The following is a 21,827-nucleotide window of genomic DNA, read 5'->3' as shown; positions in this document are numbered from 1 at the left end:
TAGCAGGCTTCAGTTGCAGCGTTAACCCCGTTTTTTATTCAACGAAAAGGAACTGCTGTCGCAGGAACGCAGGAACAACAGCGAGGGGTCAAGCACTTTGTCAAAGGTTATCCTGTACGAAAAGTTGCCACTTTGTGGTGTTGTGCCAGGTTGCTTTACTTCCGGGAAATTGGCAGTGTAGTGATACTGTACTTCTTTATGCCCAGGATCAATCACGGGCCAATCGTTGATCCATTCCACCGGTGCAATAAAGGTTTCCCTGCCGGTATTGTAATAATCACCCGTGTAAGGCCGGCAGGCCAGGAAGATGGCATAGGTTTTACTATCGGGACCTTCTACCAATTGCGCATGGCCGGTGCTGGTGACCGGATATTTACGGTCGTCCGGCAATCCCCGTTGGGTAAGGATCGGATTGTTTTCATAAGGCGTATAAGGTCCCCAGACGGATTTGCTGCGCAATACCACTTCCGAATGATTCACCGAAGTACCTCCTTCGGCTGCATAGAGATAATACCAGCCATTTCGTTGTAACAAATGCGGCCCTTCTATCCATACCGGTTTCTTACTAATGTCTACTCCACCGTTTACCAGGATTTGTTCTTCACCCACTACTTGTAAAGCTATCGGATCAAATTCATACATACGAATGGTTCTATGACCCGAATACAAGGGTCTATTTTCGGGTGGATCGCTATTGTAAATGATATAGGCTTTATCGTCTATGAAATGGATCGACGGATCGATGCCCCGCACTTTGCGCAACCATACGGGATCACTCCAGGGACCAGCCGGATTTTTCGCAGTGATCACAAAATTGCCCCCGTCATCAATATTCGTGCAGGTAATATAGAAGGTGCCATTGTAGTAACTGATGCCGGGTGCAAACAGCCCCTGGTGGTACGTTGCTTCAGGAATTGTAGCTGGCTGGTACGGTCAATAGCACTGCCGATCTGTTTCCAGTTCTTGAGGTCTTTGCTGTGAAAGATGGGCAGGCCGGGGAAAAACGAAAAGTAGAATTGACGAGGTAATAATCCGTCTCCACCTTTACGATACTGGGATCGGGATAAAAACCTTTGAGTACAGGGTTTACCAAAGTAATGGATTGTGCTTGCGCCACATGGCTAAAAAGCTGGAGCAGATCAAAAACAAAATAATTACATAAGGTACAAAACAACATTTCTTCATGTATACTTCTTTTATGGTACTGTGTAAAATCAATCCCCGGCCACACTTGCCAGGGATTGTTATTAATTAGGGATTATATAATTATTCAATCTGCGAAATCTGTGTTTCTAAATCAGCGTAATCTGCGATTCAATCTGCGATCCTTATTTCGTGTTTGCTTTTAGTGCCTCTGCTACCGATGCATAAGCCAACTTACGCACATAGGCTTCATTCCAGAGGCCAATGGGCTCACCGGGCCGCCAGTAAGAATTGACCGGACTATCCAGCGGACTCAGATAGTAATACCATACCGTTGTTTGGCGGGGATCAACTCAAAATATTTATCAATCACGAATTTGTACAACGCTGCTTGTGCCTTATAATGTTCCGTGGTAGCTGCGGTAGTCTTCACGCCTACGCCCATGTCCAGTTCCGATATTTTGATCAGCTTGCCCGTTGCTGCCAACAACTTGAACATCTCTTCTATCTTTTGCTTATCCGTACTGGTGGTGATGTGCATTTGCGAACCAATGCCATCTACTTTGGCGCCCTTGCTTTCAATGTATTTCACATATTCTATCAGCCCACGGCATTTATCCAGGTTGTATTCCAGGTTATAGTCATTGATAAAATGAATATCAGTGGCATTGCCGTATTGGCGGGCCAGTTTGAAGGCCGTTACCCCATAATCCTTACCCAGGTAGTCCTGCCAAAAAGAATTCATCAGCAGCAATATTTGTACGTCCAACTGCTGTCTTCAACTCATAAGGTTTGCCATCGTCCATGGGCTCATTCACAACATCCCAGGCTTTTACCGAAGCCTTGGTTACTTCCTGCATACCCTTGATCCACTTCTCCAGCGACTCGGTGAGGATCACCACTTTCTCTACAGGTGTTTTCTCGGCAATCGTGGTCACACCGCCGGTGGCCTTACTGCTTTTGAGCACTACATCATCAATATAGACAGTGCCCGCAAACTCACCATAACTGAAGATCAACCGGCTCCGGTCGGCAGCGGTAGTAGTGGTGGCAATGGTGACCAGTTTCCAATCGGTGGTTACTGGTACCTGCCCAAAACCGTTGGAGCTGTAATTGGCGCTTTGCAGTTCGGGACGAATGATGCCAGCCGCTGTACCCTTTACCCAAAAACTCAGTTCATACTGCTCCGCATTATTCAGGTTGGCAGCAAAAGAGTAGCTGGTTTGCACATCCCAGTAATTGGCCGTTTTGGTGGGGTTGGTTACATAAAATGCTTTCCCTTTATTGCCTACGCCCATACCATCGGCTGTAATGCCCCGGGTGGAACTGCCACCCCAGCCGCCCCAGCCACTGCCTGTTTCAAAGTCGCCATTGGCCACCAGGTTATTGATGGCGGGTGTGCCCTGGGTATCGTATACATACAGGTTGTTGACATCAATAAAATAAGTAACCCCGGTTTATATCCCAGGTCAAATCGCAGCTTGATCTTATCACCGGCAAAATCTGTGACAGTAAAACGGATCTCCTTCCAGGATATGCCTGTTTTGAAAGTAGCGGTAGCCGTGCCCGACCTGGTCCAGTCGATGGCAGGCGTATTGTTATTCAATCCTTCAAATGAAATACGGCCTTCCCCGGCTATGTCCGACTTGATGTACAGCACCACTTCATATTTGTGTGTTTTGTTCACGGTAATGAAAGGGGTGATCAATTGCAGGTCGGTAGGGGCTGAGGAACTGGCAGCAGAAACCAGCTTGATCGCTTTGGTTCCGGCGCCCATGCCATCGGCATCTGTTACTGTAATACCAGCGCCGGGATTGGCGAGTGTCCAGCCGGTAAAACTTTTATCCTTGAGGCCGGCCAGGTTCAGGTCATTGGCATAAGCGGGTGAGGTGGCCACCAGCGGCGAAAGCAACCCTTTTAAGTAGGCTGCATTCTGATTGGCATGCCACATCAATGTGTGACCATATACCGTCATATTGGCCTCTGCAGCCTTTTGCAGCAGGTCCTTCACCTTGGCAAGGTTCAGGCTGCCATCGGCTTGTACTACAGCGCCATGTTTCATTTCATACCCCAATACCAGTTCGTCAAAGTTCTTATTGACCAGGCGGTATTTGACTCCCTTGTCCAGGTATTCCTGTAAACCAAGCGCTACGCCCCATTTGAAATTGGGATGGGCTGCCCGGTTGATATAACTTTTTAATGGAGGATAAGCGTCGATATCCTCTTGGGTAGCTACCGGTTCCGGTTTATCTACCGTAAAAGCCGGTGCTTTGTATTTATTGCAAGCTGTCAGCATGGTCAATGCCGTGAGGCCTGCTGTGATGGTAAATAGTTTGTTCATAACAAAACAAAGATTAAAGATGGCAGAATGTATTACTTGCCTACTGGCGTAAAGGTTTCCATGGTTACCGAACGGTCGCGCATCACCAGTGTATCCGTAGAGGCCACCTGCATATCTGTCAACGTAACCTGGTAATTGAGGTACAATCCGTCCCGGTCTTTGGCGCCCCAGCTGTTCTTTTCGCCTTTCTTCACAAACCGGCCGCTGCCACTGGCGGTGAAACTGGCATTGGCAGCGGTGATGGTGCATTTCCCGGCATCATCAAACCGCAGCAGGAGCGGGCAGTTTACGTTGATACCGTCCTTGTTCTTCAATACCAGTGGAAATTCAAGCTCCTTCATCCCTACTGTATTCAATTTGTTTACCTCATCATTTTCAACGTAGGGTTTATGGCGTACAATGGTTTGGTTCATGCTGCCCGTCACCACATCTTTGCCCCGGCGCAGGTAATTGCCATGCCAGGGGTTTACATACTTGATGGCATACAACGTAAATTCCTTTCCGTACAGGATCGAGTCGGCGCCTGTCTTACCCGTCATCCGCAGGGGATCACATAGGTGTTTTTGATCGCTTTCGGATCATTGAAAAAGGCAGGTGTCAACTGCACTTCCACTCCTCCGGCCAGTTGCCCCTTGGGAATGGTGATGCTATTGGTGGCTAACGTGAAGTAACTGGCCGGCATGGGCAATACCTCCTCTTTGCCTGCGCCAAACAACAGGCCATTGCCCAGCAGGCTATTGTCTACAATGACCGGGATGGTTACATCCTGCTTGCTATAGTACACGCCACCTGTAGCAGCCATGATCTTACATTTGCCCTGGTTGTCCAGGTCGGTATTGAATACGTCTTCCCCAAAAGTGATGGTGCGTACCGGATATTGGTAAGCGAAATACACCGTTTGGTACTCATAGTCCGGGAACTCGGCTTTTTATTGCAAGCCCCCAACACCAGGCCCCCTATGATTGCTAACAGAAACTGTTTCATAATTACTATTTTCAGTTAAATACTAATCATTGTTTATGCCTCACTCGCCAATGTTCCGTTTCTCCCACTCGCCAGCGTCCCGCCGGTGAGCATATTGGCAAGCCTCCGGCTTGCTCCCCTACCTCCATCCCTGGTTCTGTTCCAGCATACCAAACTTCAGGATCTCTCCATAAGGAATAGGTCCATAGATCATGAAGGGTTGAAACTGACGCGCCTCCACATTGATATAGGAAGGCGTATTGCTTCGGATGCTAACCCCTTTGGCTGCTTCAGTAAGGCCCAGCTTCCAACGGCGCAGGTCCCAGAAACGGAATCCCTCAAAGCATAATTCCAGCCTGCGTTCATTGCGGATCAATTCACGCAGTTGGTCTTTGTTGCCCTTTACTGATTCCAGGTAAGCGTCATTATTGGTGGTGCCCACACCCGCCCTTTTGCGGATGGCCTTGATCACCTCATAGGCCGAAAAAGTATTACTGCCGGTACCCATCGGACCCCAGGCCTCATTGGCTGCTTCGGCATAGTTCAGCAACAATTCGGTATAGCGGATATGCGGTTTGTAATGACGTTGATTGTTGGCCGAATGGGATTGAGGTTTACATCCTGGCGCAGCAATTTGCGCAGGTAATAACCGGTACGGGTGGAAGTCTCAACTTTGTTCAGCCCATCGTTGGTAGTACCATCTGCTGTTGTATTGATTGCCGTATTGTTGGGCCCCGCTGTTCCTCCATTGACCAGGATGAACAATTTGAGCCTTGGATCACGGTTATTATAGGGATTGGCTGCATCGTAATTGGCAGCGGGATCTGCGATGGGATAACCATTGACCATGGGGAAAGCATCTACCAGGTTCTGTGTAGGATTGATGCGGCCGCTTCCAAACTGACTGGGTGGAAAATTGGCCTGCTCCAGGTCGCGGCTGTCACCATGGTTATTTCTCCACAACACTTCCGCCGGGTTCATGCCATCGGCCAGTGCGGTGATCTCTGTTTTGTCCCAATACCAGTTGAGCCCATTCGTAGCTACGGCTGCTAAGCCGCCTTTGAGGTTTAATACTTCAGCCGTATAGTTGGCGGCATCGGCCCAGGTGGTGCTGTTGCCACTGCTGAAGGCCGGACTGGCAGCCAGTAAAGCACATTTGGCGCGGATGGCTTTTACAATGCGGCCCGAAAGCAATCCGCGAAAGGTAGCGCCCATGGCCCGGTCGTATTCCACCTTGGTTACGGTGCCAAACCTGGCGGGTATCTGTGCAGCGCTGGGAATATTCTCGAAGTCCAGTGGCAACAAGGCATCCGCCTGCGCCAGATCACTGTAGATCTGCTTCATGCAATTGTCAAAAGAAGCACGAGGCTGGTTGAAGTTAGCATCAGACCCCAGCACTTCCAATATCAATGGCACGCCCAGTAAGGAGGCGCCTTCTCCTACCCCTCCATGTGTTTGCAACAGGTGGTAATAGAATAAAGCCCTTAACCCATAGGCCTCGCCTTTTATGCGCATCCCAAATAATTTACTCACATTTTTATCGGCAGCCCATTGTACTGTATCCACATCGCGTAAAACGATATTGATATACTGGATCGCCGCATAGGAATTGGTCCATTGGCTCACCGGATTGTTATTGGCCGTCCACTGGCCATTGGCCATTTTCAGAAAACCATTGGTTTGATCATTACTCACCGCATCATCCGTGGCCACATCATTAAACGACCAGCTATTGGTAGGTATCCGGTTATACCCATTCAGCAGGATGCCAAAAGGAAACCGTGCATCGTTGGGAACATACTGGTTGGGGTCCAGGCTCCGGTTATTTTCAATGCCTGGCGTCAGCAGGTCCTTGCAACTGCTTAGTAGCACTAAAAAGCCAGCAATAAGGTTATACATCTGTTCATATTCATTTTCTTAATAGTGATATATAATTTCGCATCTCACGTTTCACTTCTCACCTCTTAAAACAGCGCTTTCACACCCAGGTTATAAAAACGGGTTTGCGGTGCACTGCCTACATTGGTTTCCATAAGCTGGCGTTCGGCCGATATCGTCAGCAGGTTGGCTCCGCTCACATATACACCCAGTTCCTTCACAAACTTCCTGGCGCCCAGTATACTACTCAGGTCATACGATACCTGCACTTTGGCCAGGTCGAAGCGGTTGTTTTTATACAGCCAGAAATCAGACGAGCGGAAATTGTTGTCACTATTGAAAGTTGTCAAGCGGGGATACTTGGCCGTTTCAGCCGTTGCCGGTGTCCAGCGGTCACGCACCACGATGGAGTATTTATCTTCTCCGTCTACCCAGAAATAAGAACTGTTCTTCATGCCATAGGCGCCAAAGCGGCCCACTCCCAATGCCAGGAAGGACAATTGCTTCCATTGCGCACTCAGGTTGATGCCCAATGTCATCGGCGCACCATACCAGCCGCCACGGCCCAGGTATACTTCATCCCGGCCATCAATTACACCATCACCATTCTGGTCTTTGTACTTCATATCACCGGGTTTCACCTGACCAAAGGTTTGTGTGGGCGAGTTGGTGATATCGGCTGCATCCCTGAAGAAGCCAAGACTTTGGAGGCCCCAGATCGCATCCAAGGGTTTGTCCTTCCGGTATTGGTAGGCATCTTCGTACACTTCTGCCCGTTTGATGGCTGTAGTTTTGTAATAGGAACCCACTATACCCAGCCTCCAGTCTACCGCTCCCAGCTTTTTATGAACGCTGACATTGAAGTCGAAACCCATCCGCTTGTCATCATTGTAATTCACATAAGGTATAAAGGAAGAAACAGGCCAGCCTGTTGTGAAGAAGGAAGGGAATAAAACCCCTGCCTGGATCAGGTTGCCCGTGATCTTGTTGACGAAGAAATTACCTTCCGCTTTCAACAGCCCTTTGAAGAAAGAGCCTTCCAGGCCCACGCTGATCTCTTCCCGCTTAGGAAAGGTCATATCGCGGTTATCACCTCTTCTTGATTCAGTTGCCTGTATACCACTGCCATCTTTCCATCCATACCAACTGCCCAGTACCGTATACACTCCCTGGTACAGGTAATAATTGGCTATATCGAGGTCGGTATGAAGGATGCCTGCCGATGCCGTCAGCCGCAGGTCGTCCACTACCCCACTGCCCCGTAGAAAGTTTTCATTGCTCAGGCGCCAGCCGAGTGATACGGTGGGTGAAATGGCCTGGCGTTTACCTTCGGGCAACTTCGCACTGTGTACCACGGCCCCACTGAAATCAACATAATAGGTTTGTTGGTAATTATAACCCAGTTGCAGGCCCAGGTTGGCATTGCTGGTGGCATGGTATACCTGAGATTCGGATTGCTGCCAGCCATTGACCAGCAACACTGCCGACAGGTTATGTTTTTCACGGATCGAGTTTACATAATTGAACTGACCAGTGGCCGATAAGGTTTGGCGGTACCAGCTATTACTCACTGTTTGCACGCCCGTAGTGGCATCCTGGTTATACCGGGTGAGGTTACTGATCAGGTCTTGCCCGGCATAATTGTTCCAGGTGGGTGCATACACGGCATAAGAATTGTTGAAAGCCAGGTTGTAAGAAGTGTTGTAATCGACGGCCATCGTACCGCGAAAGCTCAGTCCCTTCAACACACGGCGCAGGTCGGCATGCACGCCGGTATTGAATTGGAATTGGCGGCTGGTATACTTGTTATTACCGCCTGCATAGATGGCTGCAATAGGATTCGATTGGTCGAGCTGAGTGCCTCCCAACAGGTATTTGCCGTCGATAAGGTTATTACTGTTCTTTACATAGATCTGCGAAGCCTCATCTTCCGGCTCGATCATATCAATAGGCAACAGCGGGGCAAACCGGTGCGGCCGCAAACTGGCGGCGCCGCCCCAATAATTGGTGTTGACCCCTTTGCCCGTATAGAAGATGGCGGAGGCATCCACATTACAACTGATGAAGTCATTCAGCGTAATGTCTACATTACCCCGCAGGTTCAGCCTGTCGGCCCGGTCATTGCGTTTCGCTTCACCAAAGTTGAGTAGTGAACCTGAAGTTTGGTATCCGATATTGGTATAATACCTGGCCTTTTCATTGCCCCCTGTAATCTCTGCTGTGGCATCATAGCGACCGAAAACCTTGCTGAGGTATTCATCTGAATAATAGTCCACATTGGGGTAACGGTATTTATTATTGCCCGAAGCATGGTTGTAGATGGTGGCTGCACTGTACTGATCTGTCAGCCCATCATTGCGGCGGGCTTCATTGTATAAGCTCATGTATTCGGCCGAGCCCAGGTATTCCGGATACGCCCTGGGTACATGCATGCCTGCATTGACCCGGATATTGATCTGTTGTTCACCTGCCTGTCCGCGTTTGGTGGTAATATACACAACCCCTTTCGCAGCACGGCTGCCATAAAGCGCCACTGCATTGACGCCCTTTAGAAAGGAGATACTGGCGATCTCTGTTGGCAATACATTGGTGGCTTCCCGTGGCACGCCATCGATCACCAGCAGGTAACTGCCCATGCCCCACATGCTGTTGCCATTAAAGCCATTGGCCCAGGCGTCCATATTCTCCAGGCTATAGGTCATATAGTTCCGGTTCATTTGGCCGGCTACGTCTACTATCGATATGCCGCCCGGCAGGTCTTTGGGATCCACTTTGCGGAAAGCCACCTGTACGCCTTCTTTAACGGGCACTTTGGCTTCCCTCGTATCGGTAGTATCCTGTGCCTGTGCTGCCGGCATGGCGGCCGCCAGCCCTCCGCACAACCACATTATTTTTATATACTTCATCTTTTCAATTTTTACAGTAATAACTCGTTTTATATAGTCCGAAAGTCAGTAAGTCTGTGTAGTCCGAAAGTCCGAAAGTCAGTAAGTCAGTAAGTCGGAAAGCAATACAGTTCTTGCCGCAGTTGTTCTTCCAGTCTTCCGGTCTTTCCGTCTTCCGTCTTTCGGTCTTCCGGTCTTTCCGTCTTTCGGTCTTTCCGTCTTCCAGTCTTTCCGTCTTTCGGTCTTTCCGACTTCCGGTCTTCCGGTCTTCCGGTCTTTCGGTCTTCCAGTCTTTCCGACTACTTTACCATCCCGGATTCTGTGGAAACTCCAGGTACATACTGGCATCTGTATTTTTCAATGGAAACCAATAATGCTTTTCGGTAAACTTGCGTTCCAGGATCGTTACTTCCCGCAGATTGAGTACCCGGTTATTCTTCGGATCGGCATTATTGAATCCCGGCGCCCGGTCAAACTCTAGTGACTTCTTCAGTGTATAAGGCGCGTTGATCAACAAGAGCCAGCGGCGCAGGTCGTTGAACCGGTGACCTTCAAAAGAAAGCTCTACGGCACGCTCGCGGCGCATTTCAGGCATGAAGGCGTCCAGCGAACCTGTGAATTGAGCGGCTATATGTCCTGCACCCGCCCGGTCGCGCAATACATTGAGCGCTTCTACGGCTGTGCGGCCATAGTTGGAGGATTTACCGGCAGGTGTTCCATACCCTGGGCAGCCGCTTCGGCATATAGCAGGTATACATCTGCCAGCCGCATATACGGAACGTGGATGTTCAATCCTTTGTCGTACGAATAACCATTGTCATGTTTGTTGGAAGTGATGGGGATGAACTTGTACAACAAATAACCTGTACGGCTGCCTGTACTGATGTCGCGGTAACTGCCACCGGTAAACAGGTTGGCATAGCGATCTGATTCTATCGGCGCCACCCCTTGTATACATTTAACGCCATCGTACACGAAATCATTATAAAACCGGGGATCGCGGCCTCGCCAGGGAAAGTTGGGATCATAACCCGATTCTGCATCTGGCTTGGTAATATCCTTAATAGGCAGCCCATTGGCCATGCCATAATAATCTACATAATTGGCGGTGGGAGCAAAAGTTACTGCTTCATCTACCAGCACATTGGCCGGCCCATATTGTTTGGCGGTATTGTAGGTGGATTGGTGGGCTGCATAATAAGGACCCCGGAAGATGGCTTCTGTACCACCCGGCATGGCGAAGTTTTGTCCGGTCGTATAAAAGTTAGTAGCATACCTGGCAAACTCCATCAGCTTGTAAGGCGCTTCCCCCACTTCACACAGTTGCAGTACTTCGCCCAATGCTTCAGCAGCCTTCTTGCAATACTCCGCATTATAGGTCTTGTTGCCGGTAGATACATAGTTCATCAATGGACTACCGGCCCACAGGTAGTTTTTACCCAGGTAGCTCAATGCCATGATCTTATTGATGCGCAACTGGTTTTTGCCCAACGTGCGTTTACCGGCTGTTGTATTGTCCCAATTGAGGGGTAATAATTTGGCCGCCTCGGCAAAATCGGCCCCGGCTTTATCAGCGCATTCACTGTATTTCAGTCGTGGCAGGGTCAACTTCTGATCGCCGGGCAGCACTTTGTCTATATAGGGCAGGCCACCAAAGTATTGGATGAACATGAAGTGAAACCAGCCGCGGAAGAACAACAGTTGCCCCTTGATCAGGTCTTTTTCCTCCTGTGTGGCATCCGTCAGTTTATCCATATTCTCCAATCCCATATTGCATTTTCGGATACCATACCAACCCAGTTTCCAAAGTGACTTTTGAAACCGGTCGTCATTGGTGCTCGTATTGTTGCGGTCCATCCAGCCGGCTTGCCAGCCATCGTATTGAGCCTGCCAGCCCCAGAAATCACCATTGTCGATCTTGATCACAAAGTGGAAATTTTGTGCCGTACCCTGTATTTCATCTTCTCCCCAGTTCCAGCAATTTGTCCAGTAAGCATTGGTAAAATCGGGGATACAATGATAAAGCTCTTCCGTAAAGCCCTGGAAATTCGTAAAATCCTTAAAAGCATTGTCTGCCGATACGATCGATTGCGGCTCCCGGTCCAGGAACCGTTTGCACGATGCCAGGTTCCACAAACCAACCACCACACCCGCTGCCAGCAAAGTCTTGATATATTTATTCATAACTGTCATGTTTAGAAAGTGATGTTTGCACCCAGGTTATAACGCTTTACAGTAGGGTAAGCACCCTGGGAAGCCCAACCTGTTCCGGCGAAATTCGATTCCCGGTCATCCGGCATCTTGCTCCAGGCTGCCAGGTTGTTGCCATTCAGATAGATCCGTAATGATGCCAGGCCCACCCGTTTTACCAACCCACTGCTGAATGTATAGGCCAGTTCGGCATTCTTCAGGCGTACATACGAACCATCAAACAGGTATTGTGTTCCCCGGTAATAACCCGCTGGGGTAGATAGCCATCGTGGCATGGGCACATCTCCATTGAAATTGTCCCTTGACCAATAACTGCCTTCGCTATATACTACATGGTTTTGACCCGATAAACTGTTCAGCACCACCTGGCGTGTTACATTGTTTACCGCATAGAACTGTACAAAGAAGGTGAGTCCTTTCCAGTCTACCCCAAACGTGGCATTGTAGGTATTTGAAGGCCAATTGCTATGCCCATAGGGTATTTCATCCCGTGCATCGATCACGCCGTCGCCATTGTAGTCAACGATATAATAATTACCGGGCAATTTCTGGTTGTCGTTCGTATTGTGCATGGCGCTGCCATACAATTCATCCCAGGTATTGTAATATCCCTGGCTTACATAAGAAACTGTCTGGCCTATCTGGCGGCCATCTGTTTTTGGTAGGCTGGTAACAAGGATGGATTGTCGCCGTCTATGATCTTGTTTTGCGTATGCGTCATATTCAGGTCGGCCCATAACCGCAGGTTGTGAGCTGTCATATAATTGATATGCAGTTCCAGTTCATATCCTTTTGAGTTAACCTTGCCCAGGTTGGCTACAGGCGCATTGGCGCCAAAATAAGAAGGCACAGAAGTACGCGTACCCATCAATATCTTGCTGCGCTTGTCCTGGAATAGATCGACCTTGGCCTTGATGAACCCTTTGAACAATTCGATGTCGGCGCCTATATTGTACTTCTCTGCCTGTTCCCATTGTACATTCGGATTGCCAACGGTATTCTCCCGGTACCAGGTAAAGGGACTTTGCTCGGCTTGCTCACCATTCATACCTAGGCGCGAACGGCCGCCATAAGCCCACTCTGTCAGGTACAGGAAACGGGAGCCTACATTATCAAACCCCGTCTGTCCATAGGAAGCACGCAGTTTCAGCAAGTCCAGGAACCCAATATTTTTCATGAAATTCTCCCTGGATACGATCCAGTTCAAACCACCTGAAGAGAAGAAAGCAAAGCGATAATCGGGTGCAAATTTCTCTGAGCCATTATAAGCGCCATTGTATTCAGCGGTATATTTTCCGTCATAAGAATAAGTGGTGCGGAATACCCAGTCCTCCCGGTAAGAAGGAATCTCACTGCCATTGGCCGTAATATTGCGGTTAAGCAAACCCATCGCAGAGATAGCATGTTTCCGGGCTATTGTCCTGGCATAGTTCAGTTGCAATTGATAAAACAGCCTGCGTTGGTTGCCGGTAATGGTACCGCCGGCCGGTGACCATTTTGCCCCTTCCTGGAAATCGAAGGAAGTAGGCGGGTCCATTGTTTCTTTGTAAGTGGGGATGCCCGTATTGGGATCTATCCATTTACGTTGTACACCATTGTACAGGTCATTTACACCACGGTCGCGTTCAATGAAGGTATTGTCCATCGACACTGTACCATTGAAACGCAATCCCTTTACCAGCATGTCCAGGTTTTGTTCCAGCGAAAAGTCCGTGTTGATGCGTGTAGTGGTCTGGTATTGAATGCCCCTACCGACAGCGTACGTGCCGAGTTCTCGGCCCTGCCCTCATTGGGTGCATAGAATCCCCAGGAGCCATCGGCATACTTGGGTAGAAATACATCTGGCGCGGTGGTATAGGCATCTATCCAGGTACCATATTCATTCCCGGTAAACCCCCAGGGGCTTTTCCGGGAACCGTAGGAACCCGATAGGTTTACTTTAAATAAGGTAGAAGGGGTTAGTTGAAAATCGAGGTTCGTACGCACATTCATGCGCGTGAACCCGAAGCCAGGTTTATAACCCCGGTTATTGTCATAGATCCTGAACAGGTCGCCCTCATGCAGGAAGTCGGCACTGGTGAAGTATTTTACATAACGGGTACCCCACTGATATTGAGGTTCGCATTTTGCGACATGGCATAGTCTTTAAACAGCGTCCTGGCCCAGTCTACATTGGGGTAACGTTCAGATTCTTCCAGGCTGGCTGGATACCGGTATTTGTTGATGATATCCATTGGCGTATAATTGTTCCAGCCAGCCGGCTTTAGGGCCAGTTCATATTCAATAACATCATTGATGGTGCGAAAGGCATCATAAGAATCAGCCTTGCCCGGTAATTTGGAAGGCACTTTCATGATGGTATTTACCGTACCACGTATAGAAGCCTTACCGGTTTTACCCCTTTTAGTGGTAATGAGAATTACACCGTTGGCCCCACGCGATCCAAATACGGCCGTGGCCGATGCATCTTTCAATACCGTGACCGATTCTACTGAACCTATGTCTACGCTCGTCATCGGGCGTTCTACCCCATCTACCAAAATCAGCGGGCTGCTGCTGTTCCAGGTACTGCGGCCACGGATAATGATCTGCGGGTCTTCTTCACCAGGCAGGCCCGTACTTTGTGCCGTGATAAGCCCTGGCACATTACCTGTGAGCGCCGCGCCGATATTCGATACCCCTCCTGCCCGCTCCAACACAGCACCCGTGGTTTGTGAAATGGCTGCTACCACACTTTCTTTTTCTGCCGGCCATAACCCACTACCACCACATCTTCGAGACCAATGACGCTGTCTTTTAAAGCGACCAACACACTGGTTTGGTTGCGGATATTCACTTCCTGCGCCACCTTGCCGATATAACTGAAAATAAGTACCTGTTTATCGGCTGGTACACGCAAAGTGAACCGGCCATCATTGGTGGTACTGGTACTGATATTGGTTTGTTTTACCTGGACTGTAGTACCGGGAATGGGTGACTTCTTTTCGTCAAGCACCACTCCCTGCACCACACGGGCATCCTGTGCCCGCAGGGACGAAAAGACGAGGCCAACAGACAGTGTCACCGCCGTTGCCAAAAGCCTTTTCCATGACTTGTTCGTAAGGATCATTTTGAGCATGGGTATTGTGAATGTTTAAAATATGAGGACAAAAAGAAACCAGCGTGGTCTTCAACAGACCACTTCACCAAAGCTCAAACCAGATCAGGTGGCCGAACTTCAGGCAACAAAAAGTCATAGCTCCCGGAGAGAACTATTGACTGCTACAATAAAAAAGGTAGTAATTGTGGGTGGAGCGGTCGGAAAGAAGATGGCCGACCCAGGGGCATTTCAATGTCATAAGCAATCATTTTAGTCTTTTAATAAGCAATTATCAGCACCTTAACGGTAAGTTGATCAGATGGCACAGTACACAATAAATAACGCACAAAAATAAAACTGTCACACTGACACCTATAGCACGAATTGCCAAAAGGATGGAAATAATGTATGAAGGATTCCCTGTTTCAATGTTCTCTTCTAGTTAATATATTGATTATCAATGAGGGTTCACCTTGTAGCAGTAGTTGATCAACTATAACGGGCAGGAAGTTGGCCTAAAATACAAATGCCCACTGGCGCGGTCACCAATGAGCATCTGCCGGAGTGCAATTCATTTCCTCCTATTTGGCCAGTATCGTATTGATTATCGGTTTAAAGGTCATGGAAGCCCAGCTTGATCCCCTGTTCGTTGGCGGATATTTTTTCTTTGTCATTCGATCATAAAAGTAAAAATCGAACATGCCCACTGTTACGAACCTGCCGGTACTCCCTGTTTGCATGGTATGGGAACTAAATGTATTCAGGATAACAAAACGGTATTTTGAACTGTCGGGATACTGGGTATTGACAGAAGTATAAGGCTCAGTAAATACATATTGGTAATTATATTTTTGTTTCATGTATTCTTCTATCAGCTTTTGTTGCCTGGGTGGCAAGGATAGCTTTTCGATCACCAGGATATCTTTTTTGAAGTCAAAACTGGGGCAACCAATTAGCTGCGTTATTAAAGGTTTTGTTTGAAGCAGAACAACTGGTCAGAACAATGCCAACAAGGAGCAGTAGATAAGGTCTCATATATTATTATCCGTTTAGGGGTTTAGTTGCAGATGTTATTAATAACGAACCGCCCGATGGTTAATTGTTCCTTTTACATTTTAAGGACGCCGAAGCACACGGTCAGCTTGTTTTTGGGTCTATCTGTATGAAGGCCGGCTTATCCTCCTGGGTACCTGTGAAATGGGAAGAAGACTGGTAACATATCCCGCACCCCTATATATTAAAAAATAAACCTAAGTGGCAAGATATTATGTAATTGTTGGAATTGCTTTGACCCTGGCTTCCTGTTCTTCCAATACGCCCGCCAATAAAACCGATGATGATTCGGCAGCAATAACAGATAAACAACCAACAGGAATCACCAAAAACTTACCGGCCGACACCATCAGTGTTAAACAATGGTTGACGAAGGTTATTGAAAAATACAGGAATAGCCAGGAAAAAGAAGGATTTGATACTTTACGGCAGGCGCTTACAGATGATTATTACCATTATAAGCGAGGCGCCATAGATCTGGAATACAAAGATCATAGCACAAAACGGCAGACTGCTCATTGACGATATTGTGGAATATGATTAATTGATTATATCATACAGGGTTGAATGACTACAGTGAATACAAAGAAATGGCCCGCATCATTTGATACGAGCCATTTTGAGCTTATAAAAGATTTTAATATATCGCCTCCTGTATTCCCTCTCTATGCTGTATTCTTTTCTTACAGTTTAATAAATTCCCTTTCAAAGGTCTTGATCCAGGCGCCGCCATCCAGGCCCCAGTCGCTACGGATATTGATCCGCAACCAGTAAAAGAGCTGGGATACGATGTCCACATTGGCCGGCTGTACGGCTATCTGGTTAGCAGCCAGTGCGTTTACCGAGCAAGGCACATCGGTGAGCCCATTCCACTTATAAGGGCCTTTCAACACAAAATTATTAGTCTGTGCAGGTGCTTTGTTGAGAAACTGACCACCATAACCATCTGCAGCAGGCCAGTACCCTACCAGGTTGGCATATTTGGGATGCTGGCTCACATCTTTCAGGCAACTATTGCTTTTGATCTCGCTGTCTGTCAGGGCTGTATTGAATACCATCACATCAGCCGCGTAGAAATTTACCCCGGCATAAGTTGGGTCGGCGCCAAAGCCGACAGTGATGGGGGAAGTGGTTGTAATAGAACCCCCATTATCATAATTGGTCGTAATATCTGTCTGGTCATGCCGCACGCCATCGGTATACCTGCGCAGCCATTTTTGGAAGTGCTGTCGGCAAATACGATGGTGAGTGTATGCCACTGGTTGTCGAATACATTGGGAGAACCTGGCTGTATGCGTCTTTCGCCACTGGTGGTAGACCGGATGGAAATGGCCCATACCCCACCAGCCGCAAAACAGGACCAGCCGGGTGTAGAAGGCCAACGCTCCATTTTGGAAAAAAAGTGGGGGTAATACCCGCCCGTTCCCTTTACTTTGATCTGCACTGTTTGCTGGTTCCTTTCAGGGTTGTACGCATTGCCATTGGCCAGTTTGGCCGAAATAGCGGTGGCATCTTTTCCTGATAGCTGTACACCGGCAAAGCCGCCGCGGATCAGTTCCTGTTTTTGATGTTCTCATTGTAGTACAAGGTGAATACGCTGGTCTCTGCTGCGGAACTGCCACCATATTGTTTGCCGGTACCGCCATGTGAGGTGGTGACTACTACCAGCCATTCTTCTTTTTATTGTATTCCTTCCTGGCCTTGAGTGCTGTCATCACTTCACCGATATAAGCATCTACTTTCAGGATCGCTGCCTTGTATTCCGGAACAGCCGCATCGAACCCAAATTCCCTACCCGCGATACTGATACCATTAAAATGCGCGATCATGAGATCGGGATTGCCATTCTTTAACCGTGATACGGCACTGTCCTTTACTGCCGCATCATTGGTCACCGCAATGGGCTTCTCCACTTCGGGGAACAATTTATTGATCATATATCCCCAGGGACTGATCACGGTGGTTTCGATATCGGCCCGGCTGGAGGTGAGGATGTATTGCATGAAAGAAGGATAGTTGGCCGGCGCGTCGTGCTCATTGCCGCCCACAGGGGCAGTAAATACCAGCGAACTGTCGGAGATGCCGTGGCGGGTTTGCGAAATGCCAGAGGCAAGGGATTTCCAGGAAGCGCCATCGGTAGAAACATCTTCTGTACGGCCGGTGTAAGTATACTTACCATGGTCGAGCATAGCCGTAATAGTGGGCGGAGCGATGGTCCTGAATGCTTCTGCCACGCCCCCATCGATCACTACCAGCAAGGTCTTGCGGGTGGTGAGCACCACCGAACTATCTTCCTGCTCGAAGAAGGGCGGTGGGTCGTCGTATTTTTACAGGCCGGGATGGTAAGTACGCTTGCGAGGGCTACTGCCAGTAAAGAGATCCCTGTAATGAGTTTCCGGTTGTTCATATTCATGTATGATTCAGTAAAGGAAATTTGTTTGGTTTATGGCTGTATCACGTCGATCTCCGCCATACTGGTATTCATGGTCCCATCGGTGTTGTACGTATCGGCCGGGCCATTGATGGTGATCCTGAAGTACCGTGCGCGTACTACCGAAGGCAGGGTAAAGTTTTGCTGCGCGTCGATCTTCTGCAATAACAGCGGACTTCCATCTACCGGTGTCCAGTTGGTATTGTCGGTACTGATCTCCACCTTCAGGTTCTTGATATTCCGGTTACCGCCCTGCCGTTGGGTGAACCTGAAACCTTTGATATCGAGTTTCAGGCCCATATCGATCGTGGCCATCACTGGTGCAGTAGGACCATAGGCGCTATGCCAGTAGGTCGCCACGTTGCCATCTTTCACCGCATCCTTACCACCTCCTTCGGGGTTCACCGAATTGACGGTAACCGTCCAGTTGGCCCTGTTGTATACATTCGCATAGGTATCTCCACCGGTACGTGTAATGGGATTGTATTTCCAGATCTCCTGGGTCAGCAGCCGGTAGCCTTTGGCATCAATGGCATTGAGCGATACGGTACTGACATTGATACCCCAGGCTGCAAAGAACAATTTCCAGTCGGTCCTGGTGAAATCGCAAAGCGTTTCATATACAAAATCCCTTTTATCCTGGTCGTTGTTGGATACATGCACTTCACGACGGGCTTTTTATACAGCTCTGTCATGAAAGCCCAACCATCTGGCTGGCCGGGATATCCCCAATTCGCGGGTATCTTATCAAACACCTGTACAAAGGGGGTAATGCGGGAAAAGGGATCGTTGATCCGCGCATCTGTACCATCAAAGTTCTTCGTGCCTGTTGAGGCGGCATAAGCCAATGCCTGTGGGAACATGGAATTAACAGCCGGGTGATAAGGAGGCCAGGCCGTTGGGTCATTCTTCTCTATGCTTTGGCGGTGAGATACTTTAAAAGAAAAGAGGTTATTGGATGTTTCAATCAGGCTGCCCCAACTCCAGTAGTCCCCTTGCTGGTTGTTGTGCCCGATCTCGTGAAAAGTGCCCCAGGCCCATCCCTTCTTAATATCATTGAGATCGGTAAATTCATCAAACCAGCCATAGTCATTGTAGGTAACCACTGGAAAACCACTGTGCCCATATCCTACCGATGGTTTGATATCCTGCACTACACGCCACGGCAATACCGGCGCCAGGTCATACGCTTCCGCGGGGTTTTCAGAAAGGCCTTCCCATTGGTAATAATCCAGGTCGATGGCCCTGTCCCACTCTTTCATAATGCTTTCGGGGTCCTGTATATTGCGGGATACACAATAATCGCGGGGTACCACAAAACAGATATTCTTGCTGCGCAGTTCCAGGTAAGGCACACAGGAAGTTCTGATCGCCGCTGTCCAGGCTGCATTGGTGGTTTTGCCCAATTCAAAATCGGGCGACTTGACCGCACCGCTAAAAGTAATCGTTACGGGGGTGGGCACAGGCCTTGCTGCAAAGATGTAAATATGGCCGCCATATAAATTACGCACATAGTTGCGGCCCGGCGCCAGTTGCATGCGTGTATAGATCAACGGATCGCGGGGGCATTCAACACCGAGGAGAGATTATCCTGCCAGGCGCCTACCTGTATCGACAAGCTATAATCGGCTGGCACATCAATGGTCACCAGTTCACCCGGCGCGGCATAGAGGCCCGTGCTGAATTGAGGCTCCGGCGGCACAGCCATGCGCAGGTGCTCCTTCACGTAATTATAATTCAGGTTCATCGTCACGGCATGGTTCTTCAGCCGGGCTTCGGTATTGCATACCAGCCCGGGGAATACCCGTGCTTGTGCATATTTGCTTACGTCGATCACCGCACTGTTGGTATCTATCGTGACGGAAGGCGCCGGGTACCCGCCTTCATCCCTGCCGTCTTTAAAAGTTTCCTTGTTCTTGACGCAATGCGCCAGCAATACAACAGTGCAGGCTATCAGTAATAATTGTTTGTTCATATCGATAGTTCTACTGTTTCGTGATTATAAATTCATAAAAGAAGTTAACCAGGTGCTGCCATCCAATCCCCAGGTGGCAGTAGGATTCACACCCATCCAGCCCAATACCTGCGTCACCATATCCACTGAGTTGGGAACCACCTTAAAGGAATTGGCATCGGGCGTGGGGCATACATTGTTCACTACTTCCACAAAACTGCTGCTGCTGTAATTGCCATTGAGGAAAAGGGCCAGTTTATCATTGGTATAACCAGGATAAGCGGGATCCCCGCTTTGTATTTACCGGAGATGCCTGCCAACACTTTCTTTTCGCCGGTTGGGGTAGCCAGGTTGGATATCTCCCGGCAGGACCAATAGCCCACGAGCCTGCGGTTGTAAGGATCATCAGGAGCAGGTGATGTTTTGCAACTGTTGGCCAGGATATAATCGCGGCCAAAAGCCGTATCATAAATTTTCACATCCGTAATGCTGTAATTGGCCAGCCCTGTTACATTATCAGTTGCCAGCTGGCCGATATTAAAGGCGGCCTGGCTGTTAAGATTGCCATAGGAATTGATGTTACGGGTGGCATCGCTAATACCTCCATCCCAGTATACGCCATCGGTAAAGGTCTCTACACGGCGGGTGGTAGCATTTTGCTGGTTGATGGTTACCGTCAGCGTATGCCACTTGCCATCTGAAATGGAAGCGCCACGGATTTGCCGGTTATCAAGTGCGGCTTGTCCGAAATTGACCATCCAGAAATCTCCTTCCAGGAAGAAAACCCACCCTACTGTGTAGCGGGAGAAAGAAGCTCTTTTCCCAAGAATGGCGGGATAATAATAGTTGCCGGATGGGATCTTCACCTTGCACTCGATCGTATAGCTGCCGGAAGCGCCTATATCGAGCAGGTTTCCGGCATTTTTACCTTCTGCTTTGGTGGCCGCTGCCGAGCCGCCCTGGTATACCGGCGTGGTGCCGGAATAAGGCAAGGAACCGGGTTTATAGGATACTTTCATATTCGGCGCATAGCAAATGAAAAAGGTATTGCGACGCGAGTCATCATAAGCCAGTTTATCAGCTGCTACAGGATCAGAGGCCAGTACGGAGCCCTTATTGGAAGTAACGATCACCATCCAGTTTTCCAGTGCATAACTGTCGCGGTGCGAAAGTGTTTCAACAATTGCCTGGATGTATTCATCTGTTTTCAGCAAGGCAGCTTTATAGCCGGCATTATCGGCATTGTAGGCCCCTGCGATGCCTGCAGCATCTACTGCGTGAAATTGAGCCACTACCAGGTCCGCATTCCCTTGCTTCAATTCAGCTACTACAGCATCTTTCACTGCCACATCACTGGCCAGCGTTTTCTTGTCCGTGGCATCGGTGGCCAGGTTTTGTATAAAGTCGCTGGAAGCGCCCAGCGCTACGGTTCTCCAGGTAGGCCTTTGTTGTTTTAAGCGGGTAAACAGCGAAGGATAGGTGGTCAGGTCATTGCCGGTAAAATCCTCGCCGGTTACCTTATGTTTGTCGGCTGTAACACCGGTGAGCAGCGTGGTCCATCCCATGGCATTTGTCACGGGATTTTTACGGGTATCGGTAAGCCCATCAAAGGAGTAAATGGCATTGTCGGCCAGCACTGTCAAATAAGGCGCCTGTACCCGCTGTACTTCTCCCCCAACAGCTCCATCTACGAGTATCACCAGCATTTTTGTTTCTTACCCGCTCCACCATCAGCTCCATAATCCTGTTGCAGCTTATTGTCGAATGTTTTATTACAGGCAATAAAAGCAGCAGTGGCCATCAGGAAGCCAAGCAAGACCATAGGTCCCCATCCCCTTCTGCCCTGGCTGCTGTATTTCATCTTTTGTGCACGCATGGTATTAAATTGA

The 21,827-nt window shown here is 48.9% G+C and carries 27 protein-coding genes and 1 pseudogene; 2 read left to right on the top strand and 26 right to left on the bottom strand.

Annotated elements, in window-relative coordinates:
* Positions 1 to 21 precede the first annotated feature (21 nt).
* The 18 genes and pseudogenes from RS881_RS25105 to RS881_RS25020 form a co-directional block, all read right to left on the bottom strand.
* On the bottom strand, positions 22 to 831 hold the full coding sequence (locus tag RS881_RS25105; protein WP_315824604.1) for a family 43 glycosylhydrolase: 810 nt from the start codon (positions 829 to 831) through the stop codon (positions 22 to 24).
* Positions 807 to 1,177, bottom strand: a pseudogene (locus RS881_RS25100) (family 43 glycosylhydrolase). The gene RS881_RS25105 and the pseudogene RS881_RS25100 overlap by 25 nt, the downstream one beginning before the upstream one ends.
* A 279-nt stretch (positions 1,178 to 1,456) precedes the next feature.
* Positions 1,457 to 1,888 (bottom strand): endo-1,4-beta-xylanase, encoded by a 432-nt coding sequence (locus tag RS881_RS25095; RefSeq protein ID WP_315823602.1) that lies wholly within the window; start codon positions 1,886 to 1,888, stop codon positions 1,457 to 1,459.
* On the bottom strand, positions 1,857 to 2,522 hold the full coding sequence (locus tag RS881_RS25090; RefSeq protein WP_315823601.1) for a carbohydrate binding domain-containing protein: 666 nt from the start codon (positions 2,520 to 2,522) through the stop codon (positions 1,857 to 1,859). Before RS881_RS25090 ends, RS881_RS25095 begins: the two co-directional genes overlap by 32 nt.
* Positions 2,432 to 3,484 carry an endo-1,4-beta-xylanase gene (locus RS881_RS25085; protein WP_315823600.1) on the bottom strand — a complete coding sequence of 351 codons (1,053 nt, stop codon included), beginning with the start codon at positions 3,482 to 3,484 and terminating at the stop codon, positions 2,432 to 2,434. The genes RS881_RS25090 and RS881_RS25085 overlap by 91 nt, the downstream gene beginning before the upstream one ends.
* A gap of 32 nt (positions 3,485 to 3,516) precedes the next feature.
* On the bottom strand, positions 3,517 to 4,023 hold the full coding sequence (locus RS881_RS25080) for a DUF5627 domain-containing protein (protein WP_315823599.1): 507 nt from the start codon (positions 4,021 to 4,023) through the stop codon (positions 3,517 to 3,519).
* Positions 4,020 to 4,379, bottom strand: coding sequence for a DUF1735 domain-containing protein (locus RS881_RS25075; protein WP_315823598.1), 360 nt, complete (start codon positions 4,377 to 4,379; stop codon positions 4,020 to 4,022). Before RS881_RS25075 ends, RS881_RS25080 begins: the two co-directional genes overlap by 4 nt.
* Positions 4,380 to 4,586: 207 nt before the next feature.
* On the bottom strand, positions 4,587 to 5,000 hold the full coding sequence (locus tag RS881_RS25070) for a RagB/SusD family nutrient uptake outer membrane protein (RefSeq protein ID WP_315823597.1): 414 nt from the start codon (positions 4,998 to 5,000) through the stop codon (positions 4,587 to 4,589).
* A complete protein-coding gene (locus RS881_RS25065; protein ID WP_315823596.1) occupies positions 4,991 to 6,346 on the bottom strand; it encodes a RagB/SusD family nutrient uptake outer membrane protein in 1,356 nt (451 codons plus the stop codon). Before RS881_RS25065 ends, RS881_RS25070 begins: the two co-directional genes overlap by 10 nt.
* 65 nt (positions 6,347 to 6,411) lie before the next feature.
* The gene (locus RS881_RS25060; protein WP_315823595.1) at positions 6,412 to 9,231 is read right to left on the bottom strand and encodes a SusC/RagA family TonB-linked outer membrane protein; all 2,820 of its coding nucleotides are present in this window, start codon (positions 9,229 to 9,231) and stop codon (positions 6,412 to 6,414) included.
* A gap of 283 nt (positions 9,232 to 9,514) precedes the next feature.
* Positions 9,515 to 9,868 (bottom strand): RagB/SusD family nutrient uptake outer membrane protein, encoded by a 354-nt coding sequence (locus RS881_RS25055; protein WP_315823594.1) that lies wholly within the window; start codon positions 9,866 to 9,868, stop codon positions 9,515 to 9,517.
* Positions 9,869 to 9,882: 14 nt separating this feature from the next.
* Complete coding sequence (locus RS881_RS25050) at positions 9,883 to 11,394, bottom strand: RagB/SusD family nutrient uptake outer membrane protein (RefSeq protein ID WP_315823593.1); 1,512 nt, start codon at positions 11,392 to 11,394, stop codon at positions 9,883 to 9,885.
* Positions 11,395 to 11,405: 11 nt separating this feature from the next.
* Positions 11,406 to 12,008 carry a hypothetical protein gene (locus RS881_RS25045; protein WP_315823592.1) on the bottom strand — a complete coding sequence of 201 codons (603 nt, stop codon included), beginning with the start codon at positions 12,006 to 12,008 and terminating at the stop codon, positions 11,406 to 11,408.
* Positions 12,009 to 12,058: 50 nt separating this feature from the next.
* Positions 12,059 to 13,105, bottom strand: a complete 1,047-nt coding sequence (locus RS881_RS25040; protein WP_315823591.1) for a TonB-dependent receptor domain-containing protein — start codon at positions 13,103 to 13,105, stop codon at positions 12,059 to 12,061.
* Positions 13,096 to 13,413, bottom strand: a complete 318-nt coding sequence (locus tag RS881_RS25035) for a hypothetical protein (protein ID WP_315823590.1) — start codon at positions 13,411 to 13,413, stop codon at positions 13,096 to 13,098. The genes RS881_RS25040 and RS881_RS25035 overlap by 10 nt, the downstream gene beginning before the upstream one ends.
* A 95-nt stretch (positions 13,414 to 13,508) precedes the next feature.
* Positions 13,509 to 14,153: a TonB-dependent receptor plug domain-containing protein gene (locus tag RS881_RS25030; RefSeq protein WP_315823589.1), complete on the bottom strand. Its 645-nt coding sequence runs from the start codon at positions 14,151 to 14,153 to the stop codon at positions 13,509 to 13,511.
* Positions 14,147 to 14,539, bottom strand: a complete 393-nt coding sequence (locus RS881_RS25025; RefSeq protein WP_315823588.1) for a carboxypeptidase-like regulatory domain-containing protein — start codon at positions 14,537 to 14,539, stop codon at positions 14,147 to 14,149. The genes RS881_RS25030 and RS881_RS25025 overlap by 7 nt, the downstream gene beginning before the upstream one ends.
* 542 nt (positions 14,540 to 15,081) lie before the next feature.
* Positions 15,082 to 15,414 (bottom strand): hypothetical protein, encoded by a 333-nt coding sequence (locus RS881_RS25020; protein WP_315823587.1) that lies wholly within the window; start codon positions 15,412 to 15,414, stop codon positions 15,082 to 15,084.
* 340 nt (positions 15,415 to 15,754) lie between these two features.
* Between RS881_RS25020 and RS881_RS25015 the strand changes: the two genes are divergently transcribed.
* Complete coding sequence (locus RS881_RS25015) at positions 15,755 to 16,075, top strand: hypothetical protein (RefSeq protein WP_315823586.1); 321 nt, start codon at positions 15,755 to 15,757, stop codon at positions 16,073 to 16,075.
* A 161-nt stretch (positions 16,076 to 16,236) separates the two neighbouring features.
* Here RS881_RS25015 and RS881_RS25010 read toward each other — a convergent pair whose 3' ends face one another.
* Positions 16,237 to 16,743: a DUF4983 domain-containing protein gene (locus RS881_RS25010; protein WP_315823585.1), complete on the bottom strand. Its 507-nt coding sequence runs from the start codon at positions 16,741 to 16,743 to the stop codon at positions 16,237 to 16,239.
* Here RS881_RS25010 and RS881_RS25005 point away from each other — a divergent pair.
* Positions 16,735 to 16,965 (top strand): hypothetical protein, encoded by a 231-nt coding sequence (locus tag RS881_RS25005; RefSeq protein WP_315823584.1) that lies wholly within the window; start codon positions 16,735 to 16,737, stop codon positions 16,963 to 16,965. The two genes, RS881_RS25010 and RS881_RS25005, sit on opposite strands and share 9 nt — an antisense overlap.
* 249 nt (positions 16,966 to 17,214) lie before the next feature.
* On the opposite strand, the gene RS881_RS25000 is transcribed toward RS881_RS25005, so the two are convergent.
* The 7 genes from RS881_RS25000 to RS881_RS24970 form a co-directional block, all read right to left on the bottom strand.
* Positions 17,215 to 17,835, bottom strand: a complete 621-nt coding sequence (locus tag RS881_RS25000; protein ID WP_315823583.1) for an alkaline phosphatase family protein — start codon at positions 17,833 to 17,835, stop codon at positions 17,215 to 17,217.
* Between the two features lie 161 nt (positions 17,836 to 17,996).
* The gene (locus RS881_RS24995) at positions 17,997 to 18,566 is read right to left on the bottom strand and encodes a discoidin domain-containing protein (RefSeq protein ID WP_315823582.1); all 570 of its coding nucleotides are present in this window, start codon (positions 18,564 to 18,566) and stop codon (positions 17,997 to 17,999) included.
* Complete coding sequence (locus RS881_RS24990; protein WP_315823581.1) at positions 18,488 to 19,537, bottom strand: M60 family metallopeptidase; 1,050 nt, start codon at positions 19,535 to 19,537, stop codon at positions 18,488 to 18,490. The genes RS881_RS24995 and RS881_RS24990 overlap by 79 nt, the downstream gene beginning before the upstream one ends.
* Positions 19,534 to 19,959: a M60 family peptidase N-terminal accessory domain-containing protein gene (locus tag RS881_RS24985; protein WP_315823580.1), complete on the bottom strand. Its 426-nt coding sequence runs from the start codon at positions 19,957 to 19,959 to the stop codon at positions 19,534 to 19,536. Before RS881_RS24985 ends, RS881_RS24990 begins: the two co-directional genes overlap by 4 nt.
* A gap of 24 nt (positions 19,960 to 19,983) precedes the next feature.
* On the bottom strand, positions 19,984 to 20,151 hold the full coding sequence (locus tag RS881_RS24980; protein WP_315823579.1) for a DUF4983 domain-containing protein: 168 nt from the start codon (positions 20,149 to 20,151) through the stop codon (positions 19,984 to 19,986).
* On the bottom strand, positions 20,142 to 21,644 hold the full coding sequence (locus tag RS881_RS24975; RefSeq protein WP_315823578.1) for a hypothetical protein: 1,503 nt from the start codon (positions 21,642 to 21,644) through the stop codon (positions 20,142 to 20,144). Before RS881_RS24975 ends, RS881_RS24980 begins: the two co-directional genes overlap by 10 nt.
* Positions 21,635 to 21,814, bottom strand: a complete 180-nt coding sequence (locus RS881_RS24970; RefSeq protein ID WP_315823577.1) for a hypothetical protein — start codon at positions 21,812 to 21,814, stop codon at positions 21,635 to 21,637. The genes RS881_RS24975 and RS881_RS24970 overlap by 10 nt, the downstream gene beginning before the upstream one ends.
* Positions 21,815 to 21,827: the final 13 nt, after the last annotated feature.

It is taken from the genome of Paraflavitalea speifideaquila (assembly GCF_032395985.1).
GTDB lineage: Bacteria > Bacteroidota > Bacteroidia > Chitinophagales > Chitinophagaceae > Paraflavitalea > Paraflavitalea speifideaquila.
The sequence above is the reverse complement of the archived record's forward strand: the minus strand, read 5'-3'. Positions and strand labels throughout refer to the sequence as shown.

Coding starts and splice junctions, on each gene's coding strand:
- RS881_RS25035 (WP_315823590.1), bottom strand. CDS start 13,413: ATGAATGTGCGTACGAACCTCGATTTTCAACTAACCCCTTCTACCTTA.
- RS881_RS24985 (WP_315823580.1), bottom strand. CDS start 19,959: ATGAACAAACAATTATTACTGATAGCCTGCACTGTTGTATTGCTGGCG.
- RS881_RS25060 (WP_315823595.1), bottom strand. CDS start 9,231: ATGAAGTATATAAAAATAATGTGGTTGTGCGGAGGGCTGGCGGCCGCC.
- RS881_RS25085 (WP_315823600.1), bottom strand. CDS start 3,484: ATGAACAAACTATTTACCATCACAGCAGGCCTCACGGCATTGACCATG.
- RS881_RS25065 (WP_315823596.1), bottom strand. CDS start 6,346: ATGTATAACCTTATTGCTGGCTTTTTAGTGCTACTAAGCAGTTGCAAG.
- RS881_RS24975 (WP_315823578.1), bottom strand. CDS start 21,644: ATGCTGGTGATACTCGTAGATGGAGCTGTTGGGGGAGAAGTACAGCGG.
- RS881_RS25005 (WP_315823584.1), top strand. CDS start 16,735: ATGCCGCACGCCATCGGTATACCTGCGCAGCCATTTTTGGAAGTGCTG.
- RS881_RS25095 (WP_315823602.1), bottom strand. CDS start 1,888: ATGAATTCTTTTTGGCAGGACTACCTGGGTAAGGATTATGGGGTAACG.
- RS881_RS24970 (WP_315823577.1), bottom strand. CDS start 21,814: ATGCGTGCACAAAAGATGAAATACAGCAGCCAGGGCAGAAGGGGATGG.
- RS881_RS25050 (WP_315823593.1), bottom strand. CDS start 11,394: ATGAATAAATATATCAAGACTTTGCTGGCAGCGGGTGTGGTGGTTGGT.
- RS881_RS25080 (WP_315823599.1), bottom strand. CDS start 4,023: ATGACGGGTAAGACAGGCGCCGACTCGATCCTGTACGGAAAGGAATTT.
- RS881_RS25025 (WP_315823588.1), bottom strand. CDS start 14,539: ATGCTCAAAATGATCCTTACGAACAAGTCATGGAAAAGGCTTTTGGCA.
- RS881_RS25040 (WP_315823591.1), bottom strand. CDS start 13,105: ATGCTGGTAAAGGGATTGCGTTTCAATGGTACAGTGTCGATGGACAAT.